This is a genomic window from Reinekea sp. (assembly GCF_046710285.1).
GTDB lineage: Bacteria > Pseudomonadota > Gammaproteobacteria > Pseudomonadales > Natronospirillaceae > Reinekea.
Genome location: NZ_JBKEGY010000009.1, coordinates 59,970 through 81,083 on the forward strand (window position 1 = coordinate 59,970; position 21,114 = coordinate 81,083).

22 protein-coding genes are annotated in these 21,114 nt (G+C 44.2%); 17 read left to right on the forward strand and 5 right to left on the reverse strand.

Going from position 1 to position 21,114, the window contains the following annotated elements; all coding sequences use genetic code 11:
* Positions 1-21 precede the first annotated feature (21 nt).
* From ACI882_RS08295 to ACI882_RS08310, 4 genes are all read left to right on the forward strand, one after another.
* Positions 22-1,167: a class II aldolase/adducin family protein gene (locus tag ACI882_RS08295; protein WP_411746268.1), complete on the forward strand. Its 1,146-nt coding sequence runs from the start codon at positions 22-24 to the stop codon at positions 1,165-1,167.
* Positions 1,168-1,178: 11 nt separating this feature from the next.
* Entirely contained in the window at positions 1,179-1,463 is a 285-nt protein-coding gene (locus ACI882_RS08300; RefSeq protein WP_411745704.1) for a cupin domain-containing protein, read from the forward strand.
* A 6-nt stretch (positions 1,464-1,469) separates the two neighbouring features.
* Positions 1,470-1,754, forward strand: a complete 285-nt coding sequence (locus ACI882_RS08305) for a putative quinol monooxygenase (RefSeq protein WP_411745705.1) — start codon at positions 1,470-1,472, stop codon at positions 1,752-1,754.
* A 141-nt stretch (positions 1,755-1,895) separates the two neighbouring features.
* Positions 1,896-3,995, forward strand: a complete 2,100-nt coding sequence (locus tag ACI882_RS08310) for a methyl-accepting chemotaxis protein (protein WP_411745706.1) — start codon at positions 1,896-1,898, stop codon at positions 3,993-3,995.
* Positions 3,996-4,042: 47 nt separating this feature from the next.
* Here the strand turns inward: ACI882_RS08310 and ACI882_RS08315 are convergent, their stop codons facing one another.
* Complete coding sequence (locus ACI882_RS08315) at positions 4,043-5,827, reverse strand: cation:proton antiporter (RefSeq protein ID WP_411746269.1); 1,785 nt, start codon at positions 5,825-5,827, stop codon at positions 4,043-4,045.
* 156 nt (positions 5,828-5,983) lie between these two features.
* Between ACI882_RS08315 and ACI882_RS08320 the strand changes: the two genes are divergently transcribed.
* The 8 genes from ACI882_RS08320 to ACI882_RS08355 all read left to right on the forward strand — a co-directional run bounded on the left by ACI882_RS08320 (position 5,984) and on the right by ACI882_RS08355 (position 13,909).
* Entirely contained in the window at positions 5,984-6,628 is a 645-nt protein-coding gene (locus ACI882_RS08320; RefSeq protein ID WP_411748462.1) for a TetR/AcrR family transcriptional regulator, read from the forward strand.
* A 5-nt stretch (positions 6,629-6,633) separates the two neighbouring features.
* Positions 6,634-8,130 (forward strand): class I adenylate-forming enzyme family protein, encoded by a 1,497-nt coding sequence (locus ACI882_RS08325; protein ID WP_411746270.1) that lies wholly within the window; start codon positions 6,634-6,636, stop codon positions 8,128-8,130.
* Positions 8,131-8,174: 44 nt separating this feature from the next.
* Positions 8,175-9,359, forward strand: coding sequence for a substrate-binding domain-containing protein (locus tag ACI882_RS08330; protein ID WP_411745258.1), 1,185 nt, complete (start codon positions 8,175-8,177; stop codon positions 9,357-9,359).
* 64 nt (positions 9,360-9,423) lie between these two features.
* On the forward strand, positions 9,424-10,206 hold the full coding sequence (locus ACI882_RS08335) for an ABC transporter ATP-binding protein (RefSeq protein ID WP_411745257.1): 783 nt from the start codon (positions 9,424-9,426) through the stop codon (positions 10,204-10,206).
* Positions 10,206-10,961, forward strand: coding sequence for an ABC transporter ATP-binding protein (locus ACI882_RS08340; RefSeq protein ID WP_411745256.1), 756 nt, complete (start codon positions 10,206-10,208; stop codon positions 10,959-10,961). Before ACI882_RS08335 ends, ACI882_RS08340 begins: the two co-directional genes overlap by 1 nt.
* Positions 10,958-12,013: a branched-chain amino acid ABC transporter permease gene (locus ACI882_RS08345; protein WP_411745255.1), complete on the forward strand. Its 1,056-nt coding sequence runs from the start codon at positions 10,958-10,960 to the stop codon at positions 12,011-12,013. Before ACI882_RS08340 ends, ACI882_RS08345 begins: the two co-directional genes overlap by 4 nt.
* Before the next feature lie 2 nt (positions 12,014-12,015).
* Positions 12,016-13,074: a branched-chain amino acid ABC transporter permease gene (locus ACI882_RS08350; RefSeq protein ID WP_411745254.1), complete on the forward strand. Its 1,059-nt coding sequence runs from the start codon at positions 12,016-12,018 to the stop codon at positions 13,072-13,074.
* 1 nt (position 13,075) lies between these two features.
* Positions 13,076-13,909 (forward strand): alpha/beta fold hydrolase, encoded by an 834-nt coding sequence (locus ACI882_RS08355; RefSeq protein ID WP_411745253.1) that lies wholly within the window; start codon positions 13,076-13,078, stop codon positions 13,907-13,909.
* Between the two features lie 14 nt (positions 13,910-13,923).
* Here the strand turns inward: ACI882_RS08355 and ACI882_RS08360 are convergent, their stop codons facing one another.
* Both ACI882_RS08360 and ACI882_RS08365 read right to left on the reverse strand, forming a co-directional pair.
* Complete coding sequence (locus ACI882_RS08360) at positions 13,924-14,568, reverse strand: 2OG-Fe(II) oxygenase (protein WP_411745252.1); 645 nt, start codon at positions 14,566-14,568, stop codon at positions 13,924-13,926.
* A gap of 28 nt (positions 14,569-14,596) precedes the next feature.
* Complete coding sequence (locus ACI882_RS08365; RefSeq protein WP_411745251.1) at positions 14,597-15,133, reverse strand: YaeQ family protein; 537 nt, start codon at positions 15,131-15,133, stop codon at positions 14,597-14,599.
* A gap of 164 nt (positions 15,134-15,297) precedes the next feature.
* On the opposite strand from ACI882_RS08365, the gene ACI882_RS08370 reads away from it, so the two are divergent.
* Genes ACI882_RS08370 through hisA form a run of 4 tightly spaced genes read left to right on the forward strand, consistent with a single transcriptional unit; the run spans position 15,298 to position 18,808 of the window.
* Positions 15,298-16,218, forward strand: a complete 921-nt coding sequence (locus ACI882_RS08370; RefSeq protein WP_411745250.1) for an AEC family transporter — start codon at positions 15,298-15,300, stop codon at positions 16,216-16,218.
* A 31-nt stretch (positions 16,219-16,249) separates the two neighbouring features.
* On the forward strand, positions 16,250-16,987 hold the full coding sequence (nfsA, locus tag ACI882_RS08375) for an oxygen-insensitive NADPH nitroreductase (protein ID WP_411746990.1): 738 nt from the start codon (positions 16,250-16,252) through the stop codon (positions 16,985-16,987).
* A 35-nt stretch (positions 16,988-17,022) separates the two neighbouring features.
* Positions 17,023-17,988, forward strand: coding sequence for a DMT family transporter (locus ACI882_RS08380; protein WP_411743669.1), 966 nt, complete (start codon positions 17,023-17,025; stop codon positions 17,986-17,988).
* 55 nt (positions 17,989-18,043) lie between these two features.
* On the forward strand, positions 18,044-18,808 hold the full coding sequence (hisA, locus tag ACI882_RS08385) for a phosphoribosylformimino-5-aminoimidazole carboxamide ribotide isomerase (RefSeq protein WP_411743668.1): 765 nt from the start codon (positions 18,044-18,046) through the stop codon (positions 18,806-18,808).
* Here the strand turns inward: hisA and ACI882_RS08390 are convergent.
* Complete coding sequence (locus ACI882_RS08390) at positions 18,767-19,372, reverse strand: LysE family translocator (RefSeq protein ID WP_411743667.1); 606 nt, start codon at positions 19,370-19,372, stop codon at positions 18,767-18,769. The genes hisA and ACI882_RS08390 overlap by 42 nt on opposite strands.
* Entirely contained in the window at positions 19,369-19,539 is a 171-nt protein-coding gene (locus ACI882_RS08395) for a hypothetical protein (RefSeq protein ID WP_411743666.1), read from the reverse strand. Before ACI882_RS08395 ends, ACI882_RS08390 begins: the two co-directional genes overlap by 4 nt.
* Positions 19,540-19,679: 140 nt before the next feature.
* Here ACI882_RS08395 and ACI882_RS08400 point away from each other — a divergent pair, with 140 nt between their 5' ends.
* Positions 19,680-21,107, forward strand: coding sequence for a PLP-dependent aminotransferase family protein (locus ACI882_RS08400; RefSeq protein ID WP_411743665.1), 1,428 nt, complete (start codon positions 19,680-19,682; stop codon positions 21,105-21,107).
* The last annotated feature ends 7 nt before the right edge of the window (positions 21,108-21,114 follow it).

Sequence of the window (21,114 nt, forward strand, 5' to 3'; positions counted from 1 at the left end):
ATGACTAATTTGGTGAGTGAGATGAATACGTCACTATTGGCTCAACGAGTAACTACATCGCGACTGTTAGGGCAAGACCCACATTTGGTGCTTTATGGTGGCGGAAATACAAGTTTAAAAGCAACGGATCCTGCAACGGGTAGACAATTCTTGTGGGTGAAAGGCAGTGGGTATGATTTGGCCGATATCACTGTTGAAGGTTTTACCAAACTGCCGAATACCGAGCTATTGGCACTGCTGGCTGCTGCCGATTTTGGTGATGTTGAAATGATGGATCGTCTTAATGCCTTAAAGTGTGACGCATCGATGCCGTCACCTTCAGTCGAAGCATTAATGCATGCCGTCATTCCTTATGCCTTTGTTGATCATACGCACGCCTCCTCGGTTGTAACACTCACTAACACCGAGGGTGGATTAGAGGTTTTAGCTAGGCTCTTCCCCGATTTTTTAATTGTGCCGTATCAAATGGCTGGTAAATTACTATCAATACAGATAGCTGAGCTTGTTGATCAAGATATTTCGCGCTACAAAGGTATTATTTTACAGCATCATGGTGTCGTTACTTACTCTGATGATGCTGAGGTCAGTTGTCAAAGAATGATCGATTGCGAACAAAAAGCTGCGGACTATCTGAGTGAGTGGCCGATTAACTTGGTCCAGTCTAAACCAAGCAACGGAGTTCAGAATACTCTTGAGTTAAAAAATACCTTGGAGCAAAAATATCAAAGACCTGTTTTTGTTCAGAAGTTTATCAGCCAAGTCAGCGAGCAGTTTTCTGTCAACAAGCCTTGGCGCGAAGCCGCATCTAGAGGCACCTTAACCCCTGAACACGTTATTCGGCTTAAGCCATTCCCAATGGTGGTTACTACAGATGTTAGCTTGGCTCTCGACTCTTTTCAGCACGCCTATCAACAATACTTTGCAACCCATCATGAGCCGAAACACATTAGATTATCGGATCTACCTAAGTGGTGCATTGTCGAAAATGAGGGTGTTTTCGCAATTAGTTTTGATGAAGCAGAACTTGAGATAATTGAGGCCATCGCCAATGAAAATATGCAGGCAATGGCCAAAGCCGAAACGATTAGCCAATGGCAACCGCTGCCCGAAGCAGAGTTATTTGCCATTGAGTATTGGGAGTTAGAACAACGTAAATTGAAAAAATAGGGAAGGTAAGAGTGGACAAACAAGCATTACAAGCATTAAAGAAAGAGTGGCATGCACGTGGCTATAGCTTCGGAACCATGACCGATAGACCCGGTCAAGCCTGGGAAGATTTTACTCATCCAGTGAATGAACTAGTGGCGGTATTATCAGGTGAGCTAACGGTTAAAGTGTCCGGTATTAACACCCTATTGTTAGCCGGAGAGGAAGCCTTTATTCCTGCTCAAGCGATCCACAGCGTAACCAATACTGGTTCGCAAGAGGTTGAATGGGCATTCGGTTATCAAAAAAATAGGTAGGTGTTTATGATCACAAAACTCATTGAAATGCGCTTCAAAACTGAATTAACTTATGCAATGAAATTACAATTGGAAGCACTCATGCAAGGCTCGCGAAGGGAGCAAGGGTGTTTGCAATATGACATCTATAACCACTTAAGTAAGGCAAATGCGATCTTTTTTGTAGAAAAATGGCAAAGCTTAGAACACCTAGAGTTGCACCGCATTGGTCCTATTGTTTTTCAATTCAAAAGAGAGTTGGGCGATTTGATCGAAGATAAAATCGACATGTCAGTAGCAGGTAATGGTTGATGTCATAATTTTGAGTCCCGATAATCGTTCGAGGGGCTTTGTGGTGTTTAATAATCTTTGAGTATTTTAAAATAAAAACTTAAGAAAGAATCGTAGCTTGCCGATAATAAGGGATAGTCCTTAACTTTGCAGGCAAATTTGATGAACAACCTTAGTCTTCGTATAAAACTCATGCTTCTGATGGGGCTGTTCGTATTTTTATTAATCGGAACACTGTTATTTTACGCCATTTCCTCAATTAACACTGTCGGTAACTTTGCGACAGAAGAGCTGACAACTGTTCAGCAGGCACAAGCAGAGGAAATGTTAAAGACAGCGGCTCTCAGGGCTAAAACTGAAGTTCAATATTATCTTGGTGAATCTGTCGCTGTTGTAGACAGTTTCGCTAAAGTGATGAGTGATACGTCTATAAATAATAATGGGCAACCCTTATCTCGTGAAGAAGTTCGTACGTTAACTCAGTCCATACTGAAAAGCGCACCTAATATGAATGCGCTTTACGCCCAATTTGAAATAAATGCTTACGATGGTCGTGATGCCGATAATATTGGAAACTCCCGTCATAGTTCAGATTTAGGTACCTTAGACACCTATTGGGTGCTTGAAGACGGCGACTATGTATTCTACGACAGCGTGCATGAAGAAAAGTATTATGATGAACGAGATGACTATGGAAATCGCGAAGCAGAATGGTACCTCTGTTCATATGAAACCTCTAAACATTGTGTGCTTGATCCCTATTTATATGAAATTACCGAAACCAGTTTTGTGTTAATGACATCCTATGTTGCGCCCGTTCTACAAGGAACTACGTTTTTGGGTGTAGTGGGTGGCGACATTAATTTACCTGAGATTGAGGCCGCATTAGCGGATATTTCAGAAACGTTAATGAAGGGGACGGGCGATATCACTATGACCAGCGAGAAAGGTCTAATCGTTGGTTCAACTGAACAGGCTGATATTGCTGGCTTGTCCATGCAAGAGGCAGGTCTCGATCTTTCTACAAATATCAATGGTTTAATCAAATCTGACAACTATTGGGCATATAGTATTCCATTTCAAATTGGCCAGGCCGAGCAAGAGTGGCGTGTTATCGTTCGGGTGCCAACCCAAGCTTTGTTTGCTAGTACTTTAAAACTGAGAGCCGAGTTATCAGACAAAGTGGAAAAGACAGTTGTCACGGTCTTGTTAATTGCCATGCTAATCGCATTTATTGGTTTAGCGTTACTCTTCTTCTTAGTGAAAACCATTACATCTCCACTTTCAGAAATAGCTCGAAAAATGGCGTATTTGGCGACAAATAATGGTGATCTAACCCAGCGTTTAGATCAGCAAAAGCATAAAGAATTGAATGACTTAGTTAATGGATTTAATAGTTTTAGTGAAAAATTACGCGATATGATCGTTCGATTGATGAATCAACGCGATGTTGTTGCTACCAGCAACACAGAGTTTACCCAAGCGACCGCAGTCGCTAATGATGCAACACATAGGCAGGCGGAGCAGGTTGACAGTGTTGTAACGGCCGTCACCGAAATGGCGAGTACAGCGAATGAGGTCTCTAGTCTTGCCTCTGAAAACAGTTCGGCTGCCCGTGAAATTAGTGGCTTTTTAGGTGAAACAACGGTCTTAGTAGAAAAAAATAGAGACATGGTTGAAGAGCTTGCAACTCGCCTTGTTGCCGCCGGAGATCAAGTGGGTAAAGTATCTCAGAGCAGTGATGCGATCTATGGTATTTTAGACACCATACGGAGCATTGCAGAACAGACGAACTTGTTGGCGCTAAACGCCGCAATTGAAGCAGCCCGAGCGGGCGAACAAGGTCGTGGCTTTGCTGTCGTCGCAGATGAGGTTCGTAGTTTGGCAGCCCGAACGGCACAATCGACTGAAGAAGTTGATGTGCTCATTAAAACATTGCAAAAAGATGTAAATGAGGCCGTGACCTTGATCGAAGGCAGCAAGCAGGATGTTGAGAGTACGGCGGCATCGACGATTGAAAGTACTGAAAAAATAACTGAAGTGAACCGACGACTTGCTAGAATTTCAGATAACACGATGCAAGTTGCATCGGTAGCCAAAGAACAATCAAATGTTGCCGAACAGGTGAATCAAAGTTTAGTGTTGATTGGTGATTCATCTACCGATTTGAGCGATATAGTTTCTTCGCTCAAACGTAATAACACCGCCAGTGTTTCAGCTGTTGAAGAGCTAACTAAAATTTTATCTTTACTAAAAGTATAATCAAAAAAGCGGATCATGCTTCTCGCATCGATCCACTTTACCCATCATTATTCAGAGCTAATTAAGCTAACCACTTCCCAGTCTGCTTTCGCTACAAAGTCACTGCTTAGATCATTGACGTAGGTTCGACCATTAGGATCTATTGCACAAAGTGGCATTGCACGTGAACCATATTCTTGTTTGTAATCCTCGAATGAAAACTCTTCTGATAGCTTGGTTGATTTTATCGTCGCGCCTTTAGCCATCAAGCTGGCTAACTTACTGTAGCTAGCATTGTCAGAAAAGAGCCCCAATTTTTTAGCATAATCTTCAGATACTTTATGGCTTGCCGTTTTTGGTTGCTCGCTATGATTTAAACCAAAAACCTTGCCTTTACCAACGGCGTCTTCAAAGTGATAGGTCACCAGTGGGTTGAGCTGCTTGTATGGTGATAGTACTAAAACTCGCCCATAGGCTGACAAATCTAATGTTAGGCGTGCATGTTCTGAGATTGGGTTGCCATAATAAGTGTTTAGATTATCCATACGTGCTTGGCGAATAGAGTCCCAGTTGGTATCCGCAAGTAAGACATTAACGCCTTTATCCTTTAGAAGCTTGGCGAACGCACGTGCAAATGAACTGGCTCCAAATATTAAAATACCAGACGGAGACGGGGCGGTGACGCCTAAAAGCTTGGCCACCGGTTTAGCGGTTAAACTTTGAATAAATACCGTACTGACAATAACCAGAAATACCATGGGCACCAGCAGTGAAGCATCAGCAAAGCCGAGAGTTTCTAACTTTAAAGCAAATAATGAAGAGACTGCTGCCGCTACAATACCCCTTGGAGCTATCCAAGAAATAAGGGCGGTTTCTCGCCAAGTGAGATCTGTACCAATCGAAGAGATGTATGCGCTCAATGGCCGAGCCACAAACAGGATAACCACGAGTAATATGGCTGCACCTGAGCCTATTGCAACAATTGAAGCTAGGTCAATTCTGGCCGCAAGTAATATGAACAGGCCAGAAATTAAGAGTACGCTTAACGTTTCTTTAAATTCTAGAATGTCACTGACATCAAGGTCTTTGGTGTTGGCCATCCAGATACCCATCACCGTCACACACAACAAGCCCGATTCGTGAGCTAAAGAATTCGAAAGTGCGAATGCACCAAGCATAATGGTCAATACCGCTGTATTGGCTAAATAATGGGGTATCCAGTTTTTGCGCAGCACCCATGACAAAAAGAAGCCAACGGCCGCACCAATCCCAAAACCACTCGCGAGTACCATGCCAAACACTTCTAGCGTATGTTGCCATGGATGTTGCGAAGCGATGATAAATTCAAACACTAAAACGGCAAGTAATGCCCCTACCGGGTCAATAATAATGCCTTCCCAGCGTAAAATGTTGGCGACTTTAGCCGAAGGCCGCACTGTTCTTAGCATAGGCACAATTACGGTAGGGCCGGTCACGGTGACAATTGCACCAAATAAAAATGCCATTTGCCAGCTGATGCCCAGCACATAGTAAGCCGTTGGGGTGATAACAGCCCAAGTAACAATAGCCCCAACCGAGCAAAGGTTGCGCACCATAGAACCGTGACTGCCTAAATCTTGAAAACGCAATGTTAAGGCACCTTCAAATAAGATTATGGCTACTGACAGTGAAATAATGGGGAACAGTAGGTCACCAAACAATAAATCTGGGTTTAAGACAGAAAATACAGGGCCTAGCAAGATGCCAGAAACAAGTAAGGGGAGAATTGCGGGTATTTTTAAACGGTAAGCAAGAAGCTGACACGAAATAGAGATGATCCCTACGCCGACTAACATAATTAATGGGTCCACCATCAATTCCTTTTATTGAAATAAACTCGATATTTAGTATCAGGTGAGACAAAACACATAGCAAGCATTCTATTGCGGGCTGGAAATTTAATTTTAGCCTCCTACTCAAGTAGGAGTTTTCTGACTTGAAACTGAGACTGAAACCCTATAATGTGAAATATGAATCAGTCGTCAGGTTTAGCTATGGAATCGCTCAAAAATCTCAGTCAGGTATTGGCACCGAAGACCAAGCGTGGTGAGCAAACTCTTGAGAAAATACTCAATGCCGCCGAAATTGAGTTTGGTGAAAAGGGCTTTCATGAAGGCTCAATTACCGGCATTGCCTACCGAGCAGGTATAGCTCAAGGCACTTTCTACCTATATTTCAAGTGCAAGGAAGACGTACTACGAGAATTGGTGCTCTATATTAACCGGACCATTCGCTCATTATTGTCAGAGTCAGTCATTAATGTTGAAGATCGCATTGAAGCTGAGCGTATTGGCCTGCGGACCTTTCTAACTTATATCCGCAAACATCCTCACCTTTATCGAATTCTACAAGAAAGCCAATTTGTAGACCCTGAGGTACACAAGGCCTATTACATGTCTTTTTCCGAAGGCTATCAGCAGGCCTTAAAGCAAGCAGTCGATCAAGAATCAATACGTGACGGGCAGCTTGAAAACTGGTCTTGGGCCATTATGGGAATGATGCATTTTATTGGCCAGCGTTACATTGTTTGGGGAGATCAAGCGTTTACTGATGAATCCTTAGATGCAGTCGTTGATTCCATCATTGATTTATTAAAGTTTGGGTTGAAAAGATGAACCCGATGATAGATCCGCTAAAATTGTCCTACGCCTTAGCGCATCAATTTGGCGATCGACCTGCATTGGTAGACATTGCAACGAATAGAGCATGGAGCTACGAAGATTTATTCCAACAAACTCAGCGCTGGAAAGCTTACCTACACCAAAGCCATGTTATGCCGGGTGATGTCGTTATCTGGGTTGCGAAAAATTCAATAGATTTTTTTGCTGTATTGTTCGCGGCGAAAGAATTAAGTATTACCTTATTGCCTTTAAACTGGCGCGAGTCAAATCACGTTCAACAGCGAATCGTCGACTTAGCCAAGCCTGCGCTAATTTTGTATGAGCCCATTTTTGAAAAAATGCTGACTCATCTACAACCCTTGCATAAGGCTAAAAGCCAAAATATCTCGTTAATTGAATTGCATGACATTGGCAATACGGGCATCGACATAGCCGTGACTATCGATGAAAGAACACCTTGGTACTTGCTCTTTACGTCAGGTACCACAGGCGACGCCAAAGCCGTTATCTATAACTGGAACATGCACGTAGCGAACGTGAAAAATGTTCAAAGCATGGTAGATATAACCCCCAGCGACATCAATTTATCAGTTTTACCTCATTATCATACTGCGGGTATTAATTTATTCGCACTTCCCACTCTGATGCTAGGTGGCAGTGTTCGAGTACATGCAGAGGCTAACCCGATTGCCTTATTAAAAGAGCTGACAAACGAATCTATTACCACTGCATTATTTATACCCACACTATTCCAAAAAATTGCTGACTTGCCGGAGTTCAAGAACAAAGAAACATTGCCCAATAGCTTTAAGTTAATCGCCAGTGGCGGAGCACCGTTAATAAAAGCGCTTTGGGTTAGCTGGCAAGCCAAAGGTGTTGTTATTCAAAATGGCTGCGGCCTGACAGAATCTGGCCCAACGCTGTTTTTACAAACTAAATCTGAAGCATTGAACTCACCCACGGCAGTAGGACAGGTTGTTAAGTACACGCAAGTAAAGCTAATAGGACCTGATGGTTCAGAAGTACATGAAGGCGAGGCCGGAGAAATATGGATTCGCGGCGCGGCGGTTACACCAGGCTATTGGCGCAGTGTTGACCACAATAGAGCCGCGTTTAAAAATGATTGGTTTCGCACCGGTGACGTTGCTGTGCTAGTCGAAGGGCAGTATCAGATAGTAGACCGCATGAACGACCTATTCATTTGTGGTGGTGAGTGTGTCTACCCAAGCGAGATAGAGCAAATGATCAACCGCTTTGACGGTGTTGAAGAAGTGGTCGTCATGGGCGAGCCACATCGAATTTGGGGTGAAACAGGTGTGGCCTTAGTTGTTTGTAAACCAGGGTATTTTTTAACACAAAAAGACGTCCTAGCATTTTGTAAAGAAAACTTAGCTCGTTATAAAGTCCCTAAGCGTATTGAGTTTATTGACGAGCTGCCAAAAACCGCCACGGGCAAAATTCGTCGAGGTTTAGTAAGAAATTGGGTTAGAAAATAACTACCCAGCATTGTAGTAGAAAACAAAAATAACAGGAGATACACATGAAAATTAACAAAGTCACGTTGGCCGTTGGTGTCATGGTCACTGCACTAAGTACAGCAACTTTCGCCGAGATAAAAATTGGCCATATTTATCCAAGTTCGGGTGCTTTAGGTGCATACGGTAAGCAGAGTCATGATGGGTTAATGTTAGGGCTGGAATATGCAACTAACGGTACCATGATGGTTAATGGTGAAAAAATCGTTGTCATCGAAAAAGACTCTCAAGCAAACCCAGAAGTGGGTCGCTCAATGCTCGAAGAGGCCTACGCCGATGATGAAGTTGACTTGGCCATTGGCCCGGTTTCATCTGGAGTTGCCATGGCGATGCTGCCAGTTGCTGAAGAATATGAAAAAATTCTTTTTGTTGAGCCTGCTGTAGCAGATTCAATTACGGGTGCAAACTCGAACAAGTATATTTTCCATTCAGCTCGTAACTCTACTCAAGACGCAATCGCCAGTGCGAAAGCCGTTGGTAAGCCAGGCGTATCTATTGCCGTATTAGCACAAGACTATGCTTTTGGTCGCGATGGTGCCACTGCATTTATTAATGCACTAAAAGGTACCGGCGCTACCGTGGTGCATGAAGAATATGTACCAACCACAACGACCGATTTCACCGCATCAGGGCAGCGTTTATTTGATGCATTGAAAGATAAGCCAGGTAAAAAGCTAATCTATACAATATGGGCCGGTGGTAATCCTTTAGCCAAGTTACAGGCGATGAACCCTGAGCGTTATGATATTGAGTTCGCATTAGCGGGCAATATTTTAGCTGCATTACCTGCTTATAAGCAGTTCCCAGGTGCAGAAGGTGCAACTTATTACTATTACGAAAACCCGAAGAATGCGATAAACGATTGGTTGGTTAAAGAGCATTACAAGCGTTTTGACTCTCCACCAGACATGTTCACCGCTGGTGGTATGAGTGTGGGCATTGCCGTTGTTGAAGCAATTAAAAAAGCTGGCGGTACCGATACCGATGACCTAATCAACGTATTGGAAGGCATGAGTTGGGATACGCCGAAGGGTATCATGACTTTCCGCGCAGAGGACCACCAGGCACTTCAATCTATGTATCACTTCAAGGTTGTTGTAGATGATGCCTATGAATGGGCTCGCTTAGAGTTAGTTCGTGAAATACCTGCCTCTGAAATGGATGTACCTATTGGCGATATGAAAAAGTAAGCACTTCTAGGGCGCACGAGGGTGTGCCCACTTCAATATCTAAAAAATAACAATGAGGTGAATCATGCCGAGTCAAGATTCGAATGCCGTCTTAAAAACGAGCGGTTTAAGTATTCGTTTCGGTGGTCATATTGCGGTTGATCATGTTAGCGCTGAGTTTGAAATGGGCACGTTGACTGCCATTGTCGGGCCAAATGGTGCCGGAAAAACAACTTACTTTAATTTAATTTCTGGGCAGCTTGCGGCTTCAGAAGGTGATGTTTTCTTAGATGGAAAAAGCATCTCTAAGTGGTCTGTTGCAAAGCGGGCTAAACAAGGGGTAGGTCGAGCGTTTCAATTGACTCAATTATTTCCAAATTTAACCGTAGCTGAAAACTTAACTTTGGTTGTTCAAGCTCGCCTAGGGTTTGGACCAAAAATCTGGAAGTTGGCCAGCAAGCTAGATACGGTTCGCGAAGAAGTTAACCAGTTATTAGAAACCATTGAATTGACAGATCGAGCTGAAGAATTAGCACGTGCATTGTCACACGGAGCACAACGCCGACTAGAAGTAGGCATGATGCTTGCGATGGATCCAAAAGTGATGATGTTCGATGAACCAACGGCGGGGATGAGCGTAGATGAAGCCCCCGTTTTGTTAGAATTAATAGAAAAAATAAAAAACGAAGGCAACCGAACCATACTGCTAGTAGAGCATAAGTTAGATGTCATTCGCACTTTAGCGGATCGAATTATCGTACTTCACAATGGTCACCTATTAGCCGATGGTAAGCCAGATGAAGTGATGGCACTCGATGTTGTCCGCCAAGCCTATTTAGGTGAATTGCTCGAAGAAGAGGTCGCCTAATGAACGGTCAAGTTGCAGAGAAAAATTCGAAAAAAGATACAGTCTTATCGTTAGATTCTGTTCATACGCACATTGCTCAGTATCACATTTTACACGGTGTCAGTTTTGAAGTACCTAGAAATCAAGTGACCATGCTGTTAGGTCGTAATGGCGCCGGTAAAACGACCACCATGAGAACCATAATGGGGTTGTGGCAAGCGGCAAGCGGAACGATAACCCTCAATGGTGAAGAAATTCATAGCGATGAGACCGTGACCATTGCTAAGCGAGGCTTGCATTATGTACCAGAAAACATGGGCATATTTTCAGGTTTAAGTGTTGAAGAGAATATACGCCTTGCGACACGCAAAAACAAAATTGACCCCGAGCGGTTGGAGTGGGTGTTTAGTCTATTTCCCGCTATTGAAAAGTTTTGGAATTGGCCTGCAGGCCAATTGTCGGGTGGGCAGAAACAAATGTTATCAATTTCCCGTTCCATTATTGAGCCTTGTGAACTGTTATTAGTTGATGAGCCGAGTAAGGGGCTGGCGCCGGCCATTATCGAAAACCTAATCACCGCTTTCAATCAACTTAAAGCAAACAACACGACAATTTTAATGGTTGAACAGAACTTTAGAATGGCAAGCATGCTAGGTGATCATCTCGCTATTATGGACGACGGCGTTGTTGTTCATGAAGGTGAGATGGCTGAGTTTGTAGCCGATAAAGAAAAACAATCTAAGTTGTTAGGTCTATCAATGGAGTCGCACCAATGACACTTAATACACAGAAAGTAGCAGCGGATACTCCAGAAACCGAAGTATCTGTAAAGCACACGGAGAATTGGCGACAAAGCCCGACAATGCAGTCGGTATTTTTATTGTTAGCCTTTGCCATCATCGGATTCTTATTTATTCAAGATCCAACCGCTTGGATGACATTAACTGTTGCTGGCATCGCAATGGGAATGATGATCTTTGTTATGACTTCCGGTTTTACTCTAGTCTTTGGTCTTATGGATGTACTTAACTTTGGTCATGGCGCCTTTATCTCGTTTGGTGCTTTTGTGGGCTATAGCGTGATGAACTTTTGGCCCGATGTTAATTCTTCGGGTAATGCTTGGATGCAAGTTGGCTTGTTTGTCTTTGCCATGCTCGTAGCAGCAGTGATAGTAGGCTTACTGTCTTGGGTTTTTGAGCGACTTATTATTCGGCATGTTTATGGAAATCACCTAATGCAAATTCTGATTACCACAGGCGGGATGATTGTTGCCGAAGAAATCATCTATGTGCTTTGGGGTAACCAAGAACGATCATGGTTAAAGCCAGAGACTTTTCAAGGCAGTTTTCAGTTTGGGGATTTCATATTTGAAAAGTATCGGTTAATGGCAGTCGTGTTAGGAGTCACCTTGTTCTTTGGCTTGCGATGGGTGTTTGTAAAAACACGCTTGGGTTTATTGATACGCGCAGGTGTCGAAGATAAAGAGATGGTGAAGTCGCTTGGCTATGACATCGAAAAACTATTTATTTTGGTTTTTATTGCAGGTTCAGCGCTAGCCGGCATCGGTGGTGTAATGTGGGGAATGTACGACGAAGTTATTACGGCCCACATTGGCCAAAACCTGATGATTACCGTTTTTATTGTTGCCATTATTGGTGGCTTAGGATCGATAGAAGGCTGTTTTCTTGCCGCGTTAATGGTGGGTCTACTGACGAATTACGTAGGCTTTGTTTTTCCAAAGTTGGCTTTGGTATCAACATTGATCTTAATGGTTGCCGTGCTGTTGTGGCGCCCTAAAGGCCTCGTACCTGTTTCAAAAGGAAGCTAACTATGTATCAAGCTATAAAGGATACTTTGCCAAAGAGCAAAATACTGCGCGCCATTTTAGCGACTATTTTACTCGCTATTTTACTAACCCCGTTTATATTTGAAGGCAGCCGAGCACTCGATACCGCGGCGCGCTTATGTATATTTATTGTGTTGGTCGCCTCTTATGACTTATTAATAGGTTATACCGGTGTGGTAAGTTTCGCTCATACGTTATTTTTCGGTGTGGGCGCTTATTCAGTGGCGATAGGTTTTGATAACTTCACACCAGGTTTTGGCGTGTTGTTGGTTGCAGTGATAATTTCGGTCATCATTTCAGCACTAGTGGCCATTACCATTGGATTAGTTTCTTTACGAGTTAAGGCTATTTTTTATGCCATGATCACGCTTGCAGTCGCCAGTGTGGCGTCGGTCTTGGTGTCGCAACTCTACCTCTACACCGGTGGCGAAGATGGTATGACGTATAAAATTCCTCGGTTGTTGACGCCCGCGTTTAAACTGATGGATGAGAAGTTTTTAGGGGTTCGAATAACCGGTAAAATTATAAACTTCTATTTTATCTTTGCTGTATCAACCGTTTTGTTTTTGATAATGATTCGGATTATTGCCTCGCCGTTTGGTCAAGTATTAAAAGCCTTGCGCGAAAACGAGTTCAGAGCTGAAGCCATCGGCTATACCACCGTGTATTACCGAACCGCTGCTACGGTTATCAGCGCGACCATCGCAACACTTGCCGGCGTACTGATGGCACTTTGGCTGCGCTATACTGGGCCTGAATCGGTTCTGTCACTCACCATTATGATTGATATTTTGCTCATGGTTGTTATTGGCGGTATGGGATCGTTGTATGGGGCTATTATCGGCGCAACTTTTTTGATGTTGGCGAGAAACTATTTAAACCAACTCATGGGCAGTGTGCATGAAGCCCTAGTTGATGTGCCGTTTTTGGTTGAGTTGTTCAACCCTGAGCGTTGGTTGCTTTGGTTGGGTATTTTGTTCGTGGTAATGGTGTACTTCTTCCCGCAAGGAATCGTGGGTCGGTTAGTAAAAGGGAAATCATGATATGTTTGAGCAAGATTTTATTGTCTGCAATAATCGTGAAATACATGTCCGAATCTGGAACCGAAACGCAACAGAAACGGTTGTGTGTTGGCATGGCTTAGCGCGAACCGGCGGTGATTTTATTGAGCTTGCTGATTCGTTAGCGGAGCAAGGCTATCGGGTCATTGCGCCCGATACCATTGGCCGAGGCTTATCTCAATGGGCAGACGATTCCGCCGAGTACGAGGTTCCGGTTTATTTGAACCACGTTGTTGCGCTTTTAAAACATTATTCTATTACTCAGTGCACTTGGGTTGGCACCAGTATGGGCGGAATTTTAGGGTTGGTGGCGGCAACATCGGTATTAAAACCCGTTATTAACAAACTGGTTATTAATGATATCGGCCCTGAAATTCCGGCGCAGTCATTGGCGCGAATAATTGAATATGTGGGCGATTTTCCAGAGTTTGGTAAGCTGACTGAGTTCGAACAACGCATTCGTCAACTTTATGCCCCCTTTGGCGAGCGAACGGATCAACAATGGCATCAAATGGCGGTGCAGTGCAGTCGTCGTTTAGATAACGGTCATTGGGTCAGTCATTACGACCCGAACATAGTGAAGCAGTTTGATTCATCCAAGCCCGCTGTGACCTTATGGCCATTATTTGAACTAATAGATGTACCGATGATGTTAGTGCATGGTTTGAATTCAGATGTCTTACCTATTTCTATTGTTAAAAAAATGCGAGATGTTAAACCTGACATGGATTATCTACCCGTTGAAGGCTGTGGTCATGCACCGGGTTTGCATACCTACGCGCAAATAAATCCAGTGCTTGAATTTATTCGCGCTTAGTAATAGGCAGAGAGTTATCTAGGCGGGTCAACGGCTTTGGTCGTTGAGGTGTTCACTCGAAACCAGCCGGCGATAGAATGCCGATCAACCGTGGTCGGCAATACTTCATGAGCAAAGTCCTCGCTTAGAAAAACCGCAAGTGTGCCAAAGCGAGGTGGTACTTTGAGCCCAGCGACATCTGCATCATTTTTAAAAATAACAATTTCACCGCCATCTGTGGGCTGCCAATTATGATTTAAATAGGCCACCAACGAAACAATGCGATTGGTATCGCCCTTGAATGCATCGAAGTGGCGCTTATAAAAGGCACCGGGAGCGTAGTGTGCAAAATGGCTTTCAAATGAAAATAGACCTAAAAACAAGCGACGATTTAAGTACAGCTGTAATGAAGCAGCCCAAGCTAACCAGAGCGAACCCACTGGAGTGTCGGCGGTTATCCAAGAGATAGCATCTTTGCGCACCGTTTCAAGAATCATGTGCTCAGTCGAGCGACCAATCCCTGCATCTTTGAATGCATCGGTATCAACTCGCTGGCTGTGTGCTGAAAGCGCCTTGGAAAGTGGCTCTGGAAATGCATTGGGCAATATTGAATAACCATCGCGCAGTAAGTCGATGGCGATACGTTCAAATAACGCCTGGCTGGATGAATCATCCATCATGCCTATGTGCCTTTATATAAAAGTGGCTCTATACGGAATGTAAAAGCTCTCGGTGTACGCTGGCTTCGTCAGAGTCAGTTTGAATGGCTGCTGTGTTTTCAGAAATAGTGACATACCATTTCATCGTGCGTTCAAGCAAACTCGCTAAATGCTCAATTTCCTGGTGATTAAATTGATAGCAGTGAGCGCCATATTGCTTGAGCTTATCAGAAGATTGAGACCACCAGACATTTGATTTTGAATTAAAGCTATAAACCGCAACGTTTGAGGCAATACGACTGGCTTTCTTGATACGATCGGTCGCAGGCTCGCCTACATCTAACCAAAGTTGAATTTGATCATCGAGAGATTTAGCCCACATATCAGGCTCGTCAGTATCGCTCAGGCCTTTGGTGAGCATCAAGTTGTCTTGGGCTTCAAAGCAATAAGCAACAATGCGCGCCATCATGCGTTCATCGGTTTCAGAAGGGTGCTTAGCGATGGTTAAATTCAGGGTGTCGTAATTGTGCCGATCTAAATCTGATAAATTAATTGAGACTTTATAGATAGTGGGTTTTATGGCCACAATATATTCCTAAGGGCTTTGCAGAGGCGGGCACAATATCAGATAAACTGACGTTTGAAAGTATTAATATCAAGCAATCTAGTGATCGCCAGTGATCAGGTGATTTGCTATTCTGTTCGGCGCTGGCTCTATTTACGAGGCTATTTTTTAATCAATGGTGATTCATGGTTCATTTTGTAAACGCGCTCATTCCAATTTTATTACTCATTGGCTTAGGCTTTCTGTTGAAACGGGTCAAGTTTCTGCCCGTTGAAGCTTGGGCGGGCATTGAAAAGCTTACCTACTTTGTGATGTTTCCAGCGCTGTTAATTAATACCTTGGGCAACCAGAATATTGACGGAACACCGTGGCCGACGATGCTGCTGATCATATTCTTGGTGTTGCTGCTGACGACCCTTGCATTGCTGGTGATGCACCTATTACCTAATAGCGACTCCTCAGCGCAGTTTACCTCCATATTCCAAGGGGGCATTCGCTTTAACACCTATATAGCCTTATCGGTCTCTGGTGCTTACTTTGGTGCCGAAGGCTTAGCTTTAGCCTCGATTGGTGCGGGCTTTATGATTCCGATGATTAACTTCCTCTGTGTTGGCGTTTTTGTATTTTATGGCAAAAGCGAAGCCCGATCAGCCAAAGTCTTTATCAAACAACTTGTGATGAACCCATTGATAATAGGTTGTGCCATTGGGGCTGTTCTAAGTGTAACTGACATTGGCCTACCTGGGGTGACTTCTCAAATTACCGAGATCATAGGTCGTGCTGCATTGCCATTAGGGTTATTAGCGGTTGGTGCTGCGCTGCGTCCTGAGTTGATCACGGGCCATTTCAACGCTATTTTTAAATCGTCGATTATTCAATTTTTACTCAAGCCAGTTCTGTTACTGTCTCTATGTTATTGGCTCGGACTAGATGGCATAGCGGCAGGAGTTTTACTGATTGCCTTTATTTCACCAACGGCCTCATCGGCCTACATTCTCGCGCGTCAACTGGGCGGTGATCTAGAATCAATGGCTTCAATTATTACCTTACAAACCTTGTTTGCCTTTGGCGTGATGCCGCTGTGGGCTTGGTTTTGGTTTATGTAATCAACTTACCTATAGAGAGTTGTAAATAATTATGAATGAAACACTCGCATTACTTCAGTCACATCGTTCAATTAGAAAGTTTACCGATGAAACAATCCCGCAAGAAAAGCTAGAGCAATGGATTCAAGCTGGCCAAGCAGCTGCGACCTCGAGCTTTATACAAGCATGCACGGTCATTCAAGTCGGGCAAGGTGAGCAGCGAGACACCTTAGCGCATTTGGCTGCCGATCAAAAATACGTCAGTGAAGCCCCGGTGTTTTTGGTATTTTGCGCAGATATGAATCGCCATAAAGTAGCCTGTGAGCTGCATGACTCTGAAATGCACAAAGGCTATACCGAGCAGTTTTTAACCGCGTCGCTTGATGTCGGTCTCTTTGCTCAAAACGTGGTCACTGCTGCTGAATCGGAAGGCATGGGCATTTGTTATATCGGTGCACTGCGCAACAACATTGAAGCCGTTGCCGATCTGTTAGAGTTGCCTGAGCTGGTTTACCCCGTTTTCGGTTTATGTATTGGCAAACCCGCACAAAACCCGGAAGTGAAGCCGCGCCTACCGTTATCGGTTGTTTTAAAGCAAAACACCTATTCAAGCGAAGGAGACAAAACAGCCTTAGCGGATTACGATGAGCACATACAAAATTATTACCAGCAGCGCACTGGCAATAATAAAGTTGCCTCTTGGACATCTCAAATTGCGGCCATGCTACAAAAAGAAGCCAGACCGCATATGCTGAAATTTTTGCAGGGCAAAGGCTTTCTGAATAAATAGTCGACTAAAGACGCCGAATTCTCTTTAGGAATAGAATGAAGTCGGCGTTTTCATTGGTACAAATGCTTCGCGCACCCTACACTGCCGGAAAATTTAAACGAGTCAACCTCATGGAATGGATCGCCTTTACGCTTTTGGCTGCACTGATGCAGGCTGTTCGCACGGCAGGGCAAAAGCAGCTCACTAACACTATGAGTGCCATTGTGGCTACTTGGGCGCGTTATGGTTTTGGGTTCCCAGTCGCCGTTGTCTATTTTGTAATTATTTGGCGCGACCAATTCGATCTACTTCGTCATTTCAGCCTCACTTTCTATGCGATCGTTCTTTGTGCTGCTTTGTTTCAGCTAGTGGCAACGTTGCTGCTCGTTAAGGTATTAAGTTTACGTAATTTTGCCGTCGGAACCACGTTTGCAAAAACGGAAGGAATCTTTGCAGCCATTATTGGTGCAGTGGTTTTCTCTGCTGCGTTTTCGCTTGCGGCTTGGCTCGCTATCGTGATTGGCGTAATAGGCTTAGTTTTTGTCAGCTTAGCGAAATCAAATATAAGTGTGCAATCGGCTTGGCATAGTAAGACCTTTATTTTAGGCATCACCGCGGGTATTTGTTTTGCGCTAACATCTTTGCTGTTAAGAGAAGCCAGTCTTGTTTCCGATGCCAACCCTATTATGACGGCCGCCTACGTGTTGATGATTTCTCTTGGTATTCAGGGCCTCTTATGCAGCGGTCTTGTGCAATGGCAAAGTCCAAATAATTGGCAGCAATTAAGGGGTCAAAGTAAAACAATTCTCTTTGTTGGTTTAACTGGGACGCTGGGCAGTATTGGCTGGTATACCGCTTTTAGTTTCCAAGAAGCCGCAATCGTTAAAGCGCTTGGGCAGGTCGAATACATAGTAACGCTGGCGCTTACACATTACTTTTTTAAAGAAACCATCAGTAAAGTAGAGTGGATCGGCATAATCAGCGTATTGGTGTCCGTGGTTTTGTTATTGGTTGGAGTTTAAGCTCAAGGTATACTGCGAGTTCAATTGCCCACTTCACGCCTCTAAGGAGTTCAGTTTGACTATTTTTCGCCCCTGTATCGATCTACATCAAGGTCAAGTGAAGCAAATTGTCGGCGGTAGCCTTAATGATCAAGGCGCACAAACTAATTTTATTAGTGACAATGATGCAGCCTATTATGCGGCTCTTTATCAGCAACATAAACTTACGGGTGGCCATGTTATTGCGCTGGGTCCAGACAACGAGCAACAGGTACTGAATGCTTTAAAGGCTTGGCCGCAAGGATTGCAGTTTGGCGGTGGAGTCAGTGTAGACAATGCCAGCGCTTATATTGAGGCGGGCGCGAGTCATGTGATTGTTACATCGGCTTTGTTTGAAGGTGGTGAGTTTAGCTTTGAAAACCTAGAAGCTGTTAAAGCTGAAGTGGGTGCCGATAAATTAGTGCTCGATTTAAGTTGTCGTAAAACAGACTCAGGCTGGAACATAGCGACGAATCGCTGGCAAACCGTGACTTCTTTAGCGGTGAATCAAGAAACATTGACTGAATTGGCGCAGCACTGCGCAGAGTTTTTGATTCACGCTGCCGATGTTGAAGGCTTACAAGCGGGCATAGATGAAGCCTTAGTCTCAATGCTGGGCGACTACGCCACCATTCCTGTGACCTACGCCGGTGGCGCTCGTTCATTAGCCGATCTTGAAAAGGTTCATCAGTTATCTAATGGTAAAGTTGATCTTACCATTGGCAGCGCACTCGATATATTTGGAGGCACAGGTATCAGCTTAGATGAATGCATCAAATGGAATCATCGGAATCAACGATAGCATCAGCAGAATAGCCATCGAGTAATTAAACGCGCGCTGGTAGGCTGGCTGCTTAAGTAATTGCTGTAATAAACGACCTGCAAACAGCCACAACCCTGTGCAGGGTATGCCGACCATAATAAAAGCCAGTGAAATTAACAGCGCTTGCTGCACCATGCTCCATTCAAGCGTCGTGAAGGTGGCAAGTGCACCAATCGCCATCACCCATGCCTTCGGATTTACCCATTGAAACAACGCCGCTTGCATAAAAGTTAGAGGTTGACTGTTTTTACTCTGATGAGTTTGAGTTGTGGTCATCGCTATCTTATAGGCTAAAAACAGCAAATAACTGATACCCAAAACCTTGATGACACTGTGCAACCAAGGCCATTGCACAAAGGCTTGGCCTAAGCCTAAACCAACGCCGATGGTCATAATCGGAAAGCCTAGAAAGATCCCGAACCAATGCGGTAACGAACGCCGAATACCGTAGTTTAAGCCCGAGGTCATAATCATGATGTTATTCGGGCCAGGTGTAATGGTTGACACCATTGCAAAGATGACCAAGCTTAACCAAAGACTCATGTGCGTTCCTTTGTGTTAAATGTACGGGCGTTTCTTAAGTCCCACTGATTCACGCCAATATCTTTTAAGCGCGAGCTATCGAGTTTGCCCAATATTTGGCGAGTGCGCCATTGTTTTATCTTCCAAACTATTGTTTTAGGAACTGGCTGTAAATTGGCTGTCGTCATGATTTTTCTCCGCCGGTTAATGAAAGATCAGTATAGATTTTTAACTGTAATCAGCACAGATTCAGAAAATATAAATATTGATGAGTACAGAATAGAGGTGTAGGCTTCTGTCATGGCTTTAAAAACTAGGATCTGTATCGGTGTCAACGCAAATTACGCTCTATGAACAACTGGCTGAGTCGTTAATTGAGCAAATTCATCAAGGTCGATACTTGTATGGGCAAAAACTGCCGTCGGTTCGTGAGTTGGCGAAACAAGCCAAGGTCTCCATCGCAACGGTCAACTCAGCCTATGCTCAGCTAGAACAGCAGGGCTGGGTTGAAGCTCGGTTAAAGTCGGGTTATTACGTTAAAAATAAACAAAATTCGGTGATGAAACGGCCCAATAGCCCTGGAGCACTGTCTACACCGAGACCCGTAACTACCTCTGATTTAGTCATGGAAGTGCAACATGAAAACGCATCGCCCGATGGCATTAATTTATGTACCGCCTTACCAGATTTAACAATGCCCATTTGTGCCGTGTTGCAAAAAACCTACACTCGGTTATCTCGCACCGCGAACACCTTGCAGTTTGGCTACGATTCTCCGATTGGCGAGGCAACACTTCGACAACAAATTTCTCGCCGTGCCGTTGACGCAGGCGTCTTTGTGTCACCGGAAGCCATTATTACGACCGCAGGCTGTCAAAATGCGGTGGCGATGAGTTTACGTGTTTTAACCAAGCCTGGCGATGTTGTGGCGATAGAATCAACTTGCTATTACGGCTTGCTGCAAATTGTCGAAAGCTTTGGCTTAAAAGCCATTGAAGTGCCTACGCATGCCGACACCGGTATGAGCATAGAGGCATTAGATTTGGCGCTGAACCAATGGGACATTAAAGCTGTATTGGTGGTATCTGCCTTTTCAAACCCGTTGGGTTGCACCATACCGGATGATCGAAAAACACAATTAGTCGCATTAATTAATCAGCATAAAACCTTCTTAATTGAAGATGATATCTATGGTGATTTATCCTTTGATGGTCATCGGCCAAAAGCGGTTAAATCTTTTGATGACGAAGGGCGAGTCATTTATTGTTCTTCTGTTTCAAAAACAATACATCCGCAGCTGCGCGTGGGTTGGGTTATGCCTGGGCAGGTGTTCGATCAGCTATTGCACTTCAAATACATCAACACGGTATCTATGCCCATTTTACCGCAATTAGTCGCCGCAGAGATCATGGCGCACGGGGTGTACGATCGCCACTTACGCCTAGCGCGAGAAAAGTATCGACAACGCTGTGCGCAATTGCGAGAAATGATTAAGCAGTATTTCCCACCGCGAACCCGTATCTCGAAACCTAAAGGTGGCTTGGCGTTATGGGTGGAATGCACTAGAAATGTAGATGCAACCGCGCTTTATCATCAGCTACGCGAACAAGGAATACGCATTGCACCGGGCGAACTTTTTTCAAGCTCAGGGTCAAGTAACCACTGCTTTCGAATTACCTTCGCGACACAGTGGACACCTAAAAGAGTTGCGGCAATTAAAGTTATTGGTGAGCATCTGCATCGTTTAATGGAATAGCCATACA

Bases quoted from the DNA above. Each gene is read 5' to 3' on its own strand.
- ACI882_RS08395 (WP_411743666.1), bottom strand. From the start codon at position 19,539: ATGACGACAGCCAATTTACAGCCAGTTCCTAAAACAATAGTTTGGAAG.
- ACI882_RS08330 (WP_411745258.1), top strand. From the start codon at position 8,175: ATGAAAATTAACAAAGTCACGTTGGCCGTTGGTGTCATGGTCACTGCA.
- ACI882_RS08340 (WP_411745256.1), top strand. From the start codon at position 10,206: ATGAACGGTCAAGTTGCAGAGAAAAATTCGAAAAAAGATACAGTCTTA.
- ACI882_RS08305 (WP_411745705.1), top strand. From the start codon at position 1,470: ATGATCACAAAACTCATTGAAATGCGCTTCAAAACTGAATTAACTTAT.
- ACI882_RS08380 (WP_411743669.1), top strand. From the start codon at position 17,023: ATGAAGTCGGCGTTTTCATTGGTACAAATGCTTCGCGCACCCTACACT.
- nfsA (WP_411746990.1), top strand. From the start codon at position 16,250: ATGAATGAAACACTCGCATTACTTCAGTCACATCGTTCAATTAGAAAG.
- ACI882_RS08325 (WP_411746270.1), top strand. From the start codon at position 6,634: ATGATAGATCCGCTAAAATTGTCCTACGCCTTAGCGCATCAATTTGGC.
- ACI882_RS08360 (WP_411745252.1), bottom strand. From the start codon at position 14,568: ATGATGGATGATTCATCCAGCCAGGCGTTATTTGAACGTATCGCCATC.
- ACI882_RS08315 (WP_411746269.1), bottom strand. From the start codon at position 5,827: ATGGTGGACCCATTAATTATGTTAGTCGGCGTAGGGATCATCTCTATT.
- ACI882_RS08370 (WP_411745250.1), top strand. From the start codon at position 15,298: ATGGTTCATTTTGTAAACGCGCTCATTCCAATTTTATTACTCATTGGC.
- ACI882_RS08295 (WP_411746268.1), top strand. From the start codon at position 22: ATGAATACGTCACTATTGGCTCAACGAGTAACTACATCGCGACTGTTA.
- ACI882_RS08335 (WP_411745257.1), top strand. From the start codon at position 9,424: ATGCCGAGTCAAGATTCGAATGCCGTCTTAAAAACGAGCGGTTTAAGT.
- ACI882_RS08350 (WP_411745254.1), top strand. From the start codon at position 12,016: ATGTATCAAGCTATAAAGGATACTTTGCCAAAGAGCAAAATACTGCGC.
- ACI882_RS08345 (WP_411745255.1), top strand. From the start codon at position 10,958: ATGACACTTAATACACAGAAAGTAGCAGCGGATACTCCAGAAACCGAA.
- ACI882_RS08355 (WP_411745253.1), top strand. From the start codon at position 13,076: ATGTTTGAGCAAGATTTTATTGTCTGCAATAATCGTGAAATACATGTC.
- ACI882_RS08310 (WP_411745706.1), top strand. From the start codon at position 1,896: ATGAACAACCTTAGTCTTCGTATAAAACTCATGCTTCTGATGGGGCTG.
- ACI882_RS08390 (WP_411743667.1), bottom strand. From the start codon at position 19,372: ATGAGTCTTTGGTTAAGCTTGGTCATCTTTGCAATGGTGTCAACCATT.
- ACI882_RS08320 (WP_411748462.1), top strand. From the start codon at position 5,984: ATGAATCAGTCGTCAGGTTTAGCTATGGAATCGCTCAAAAATCTCAGT.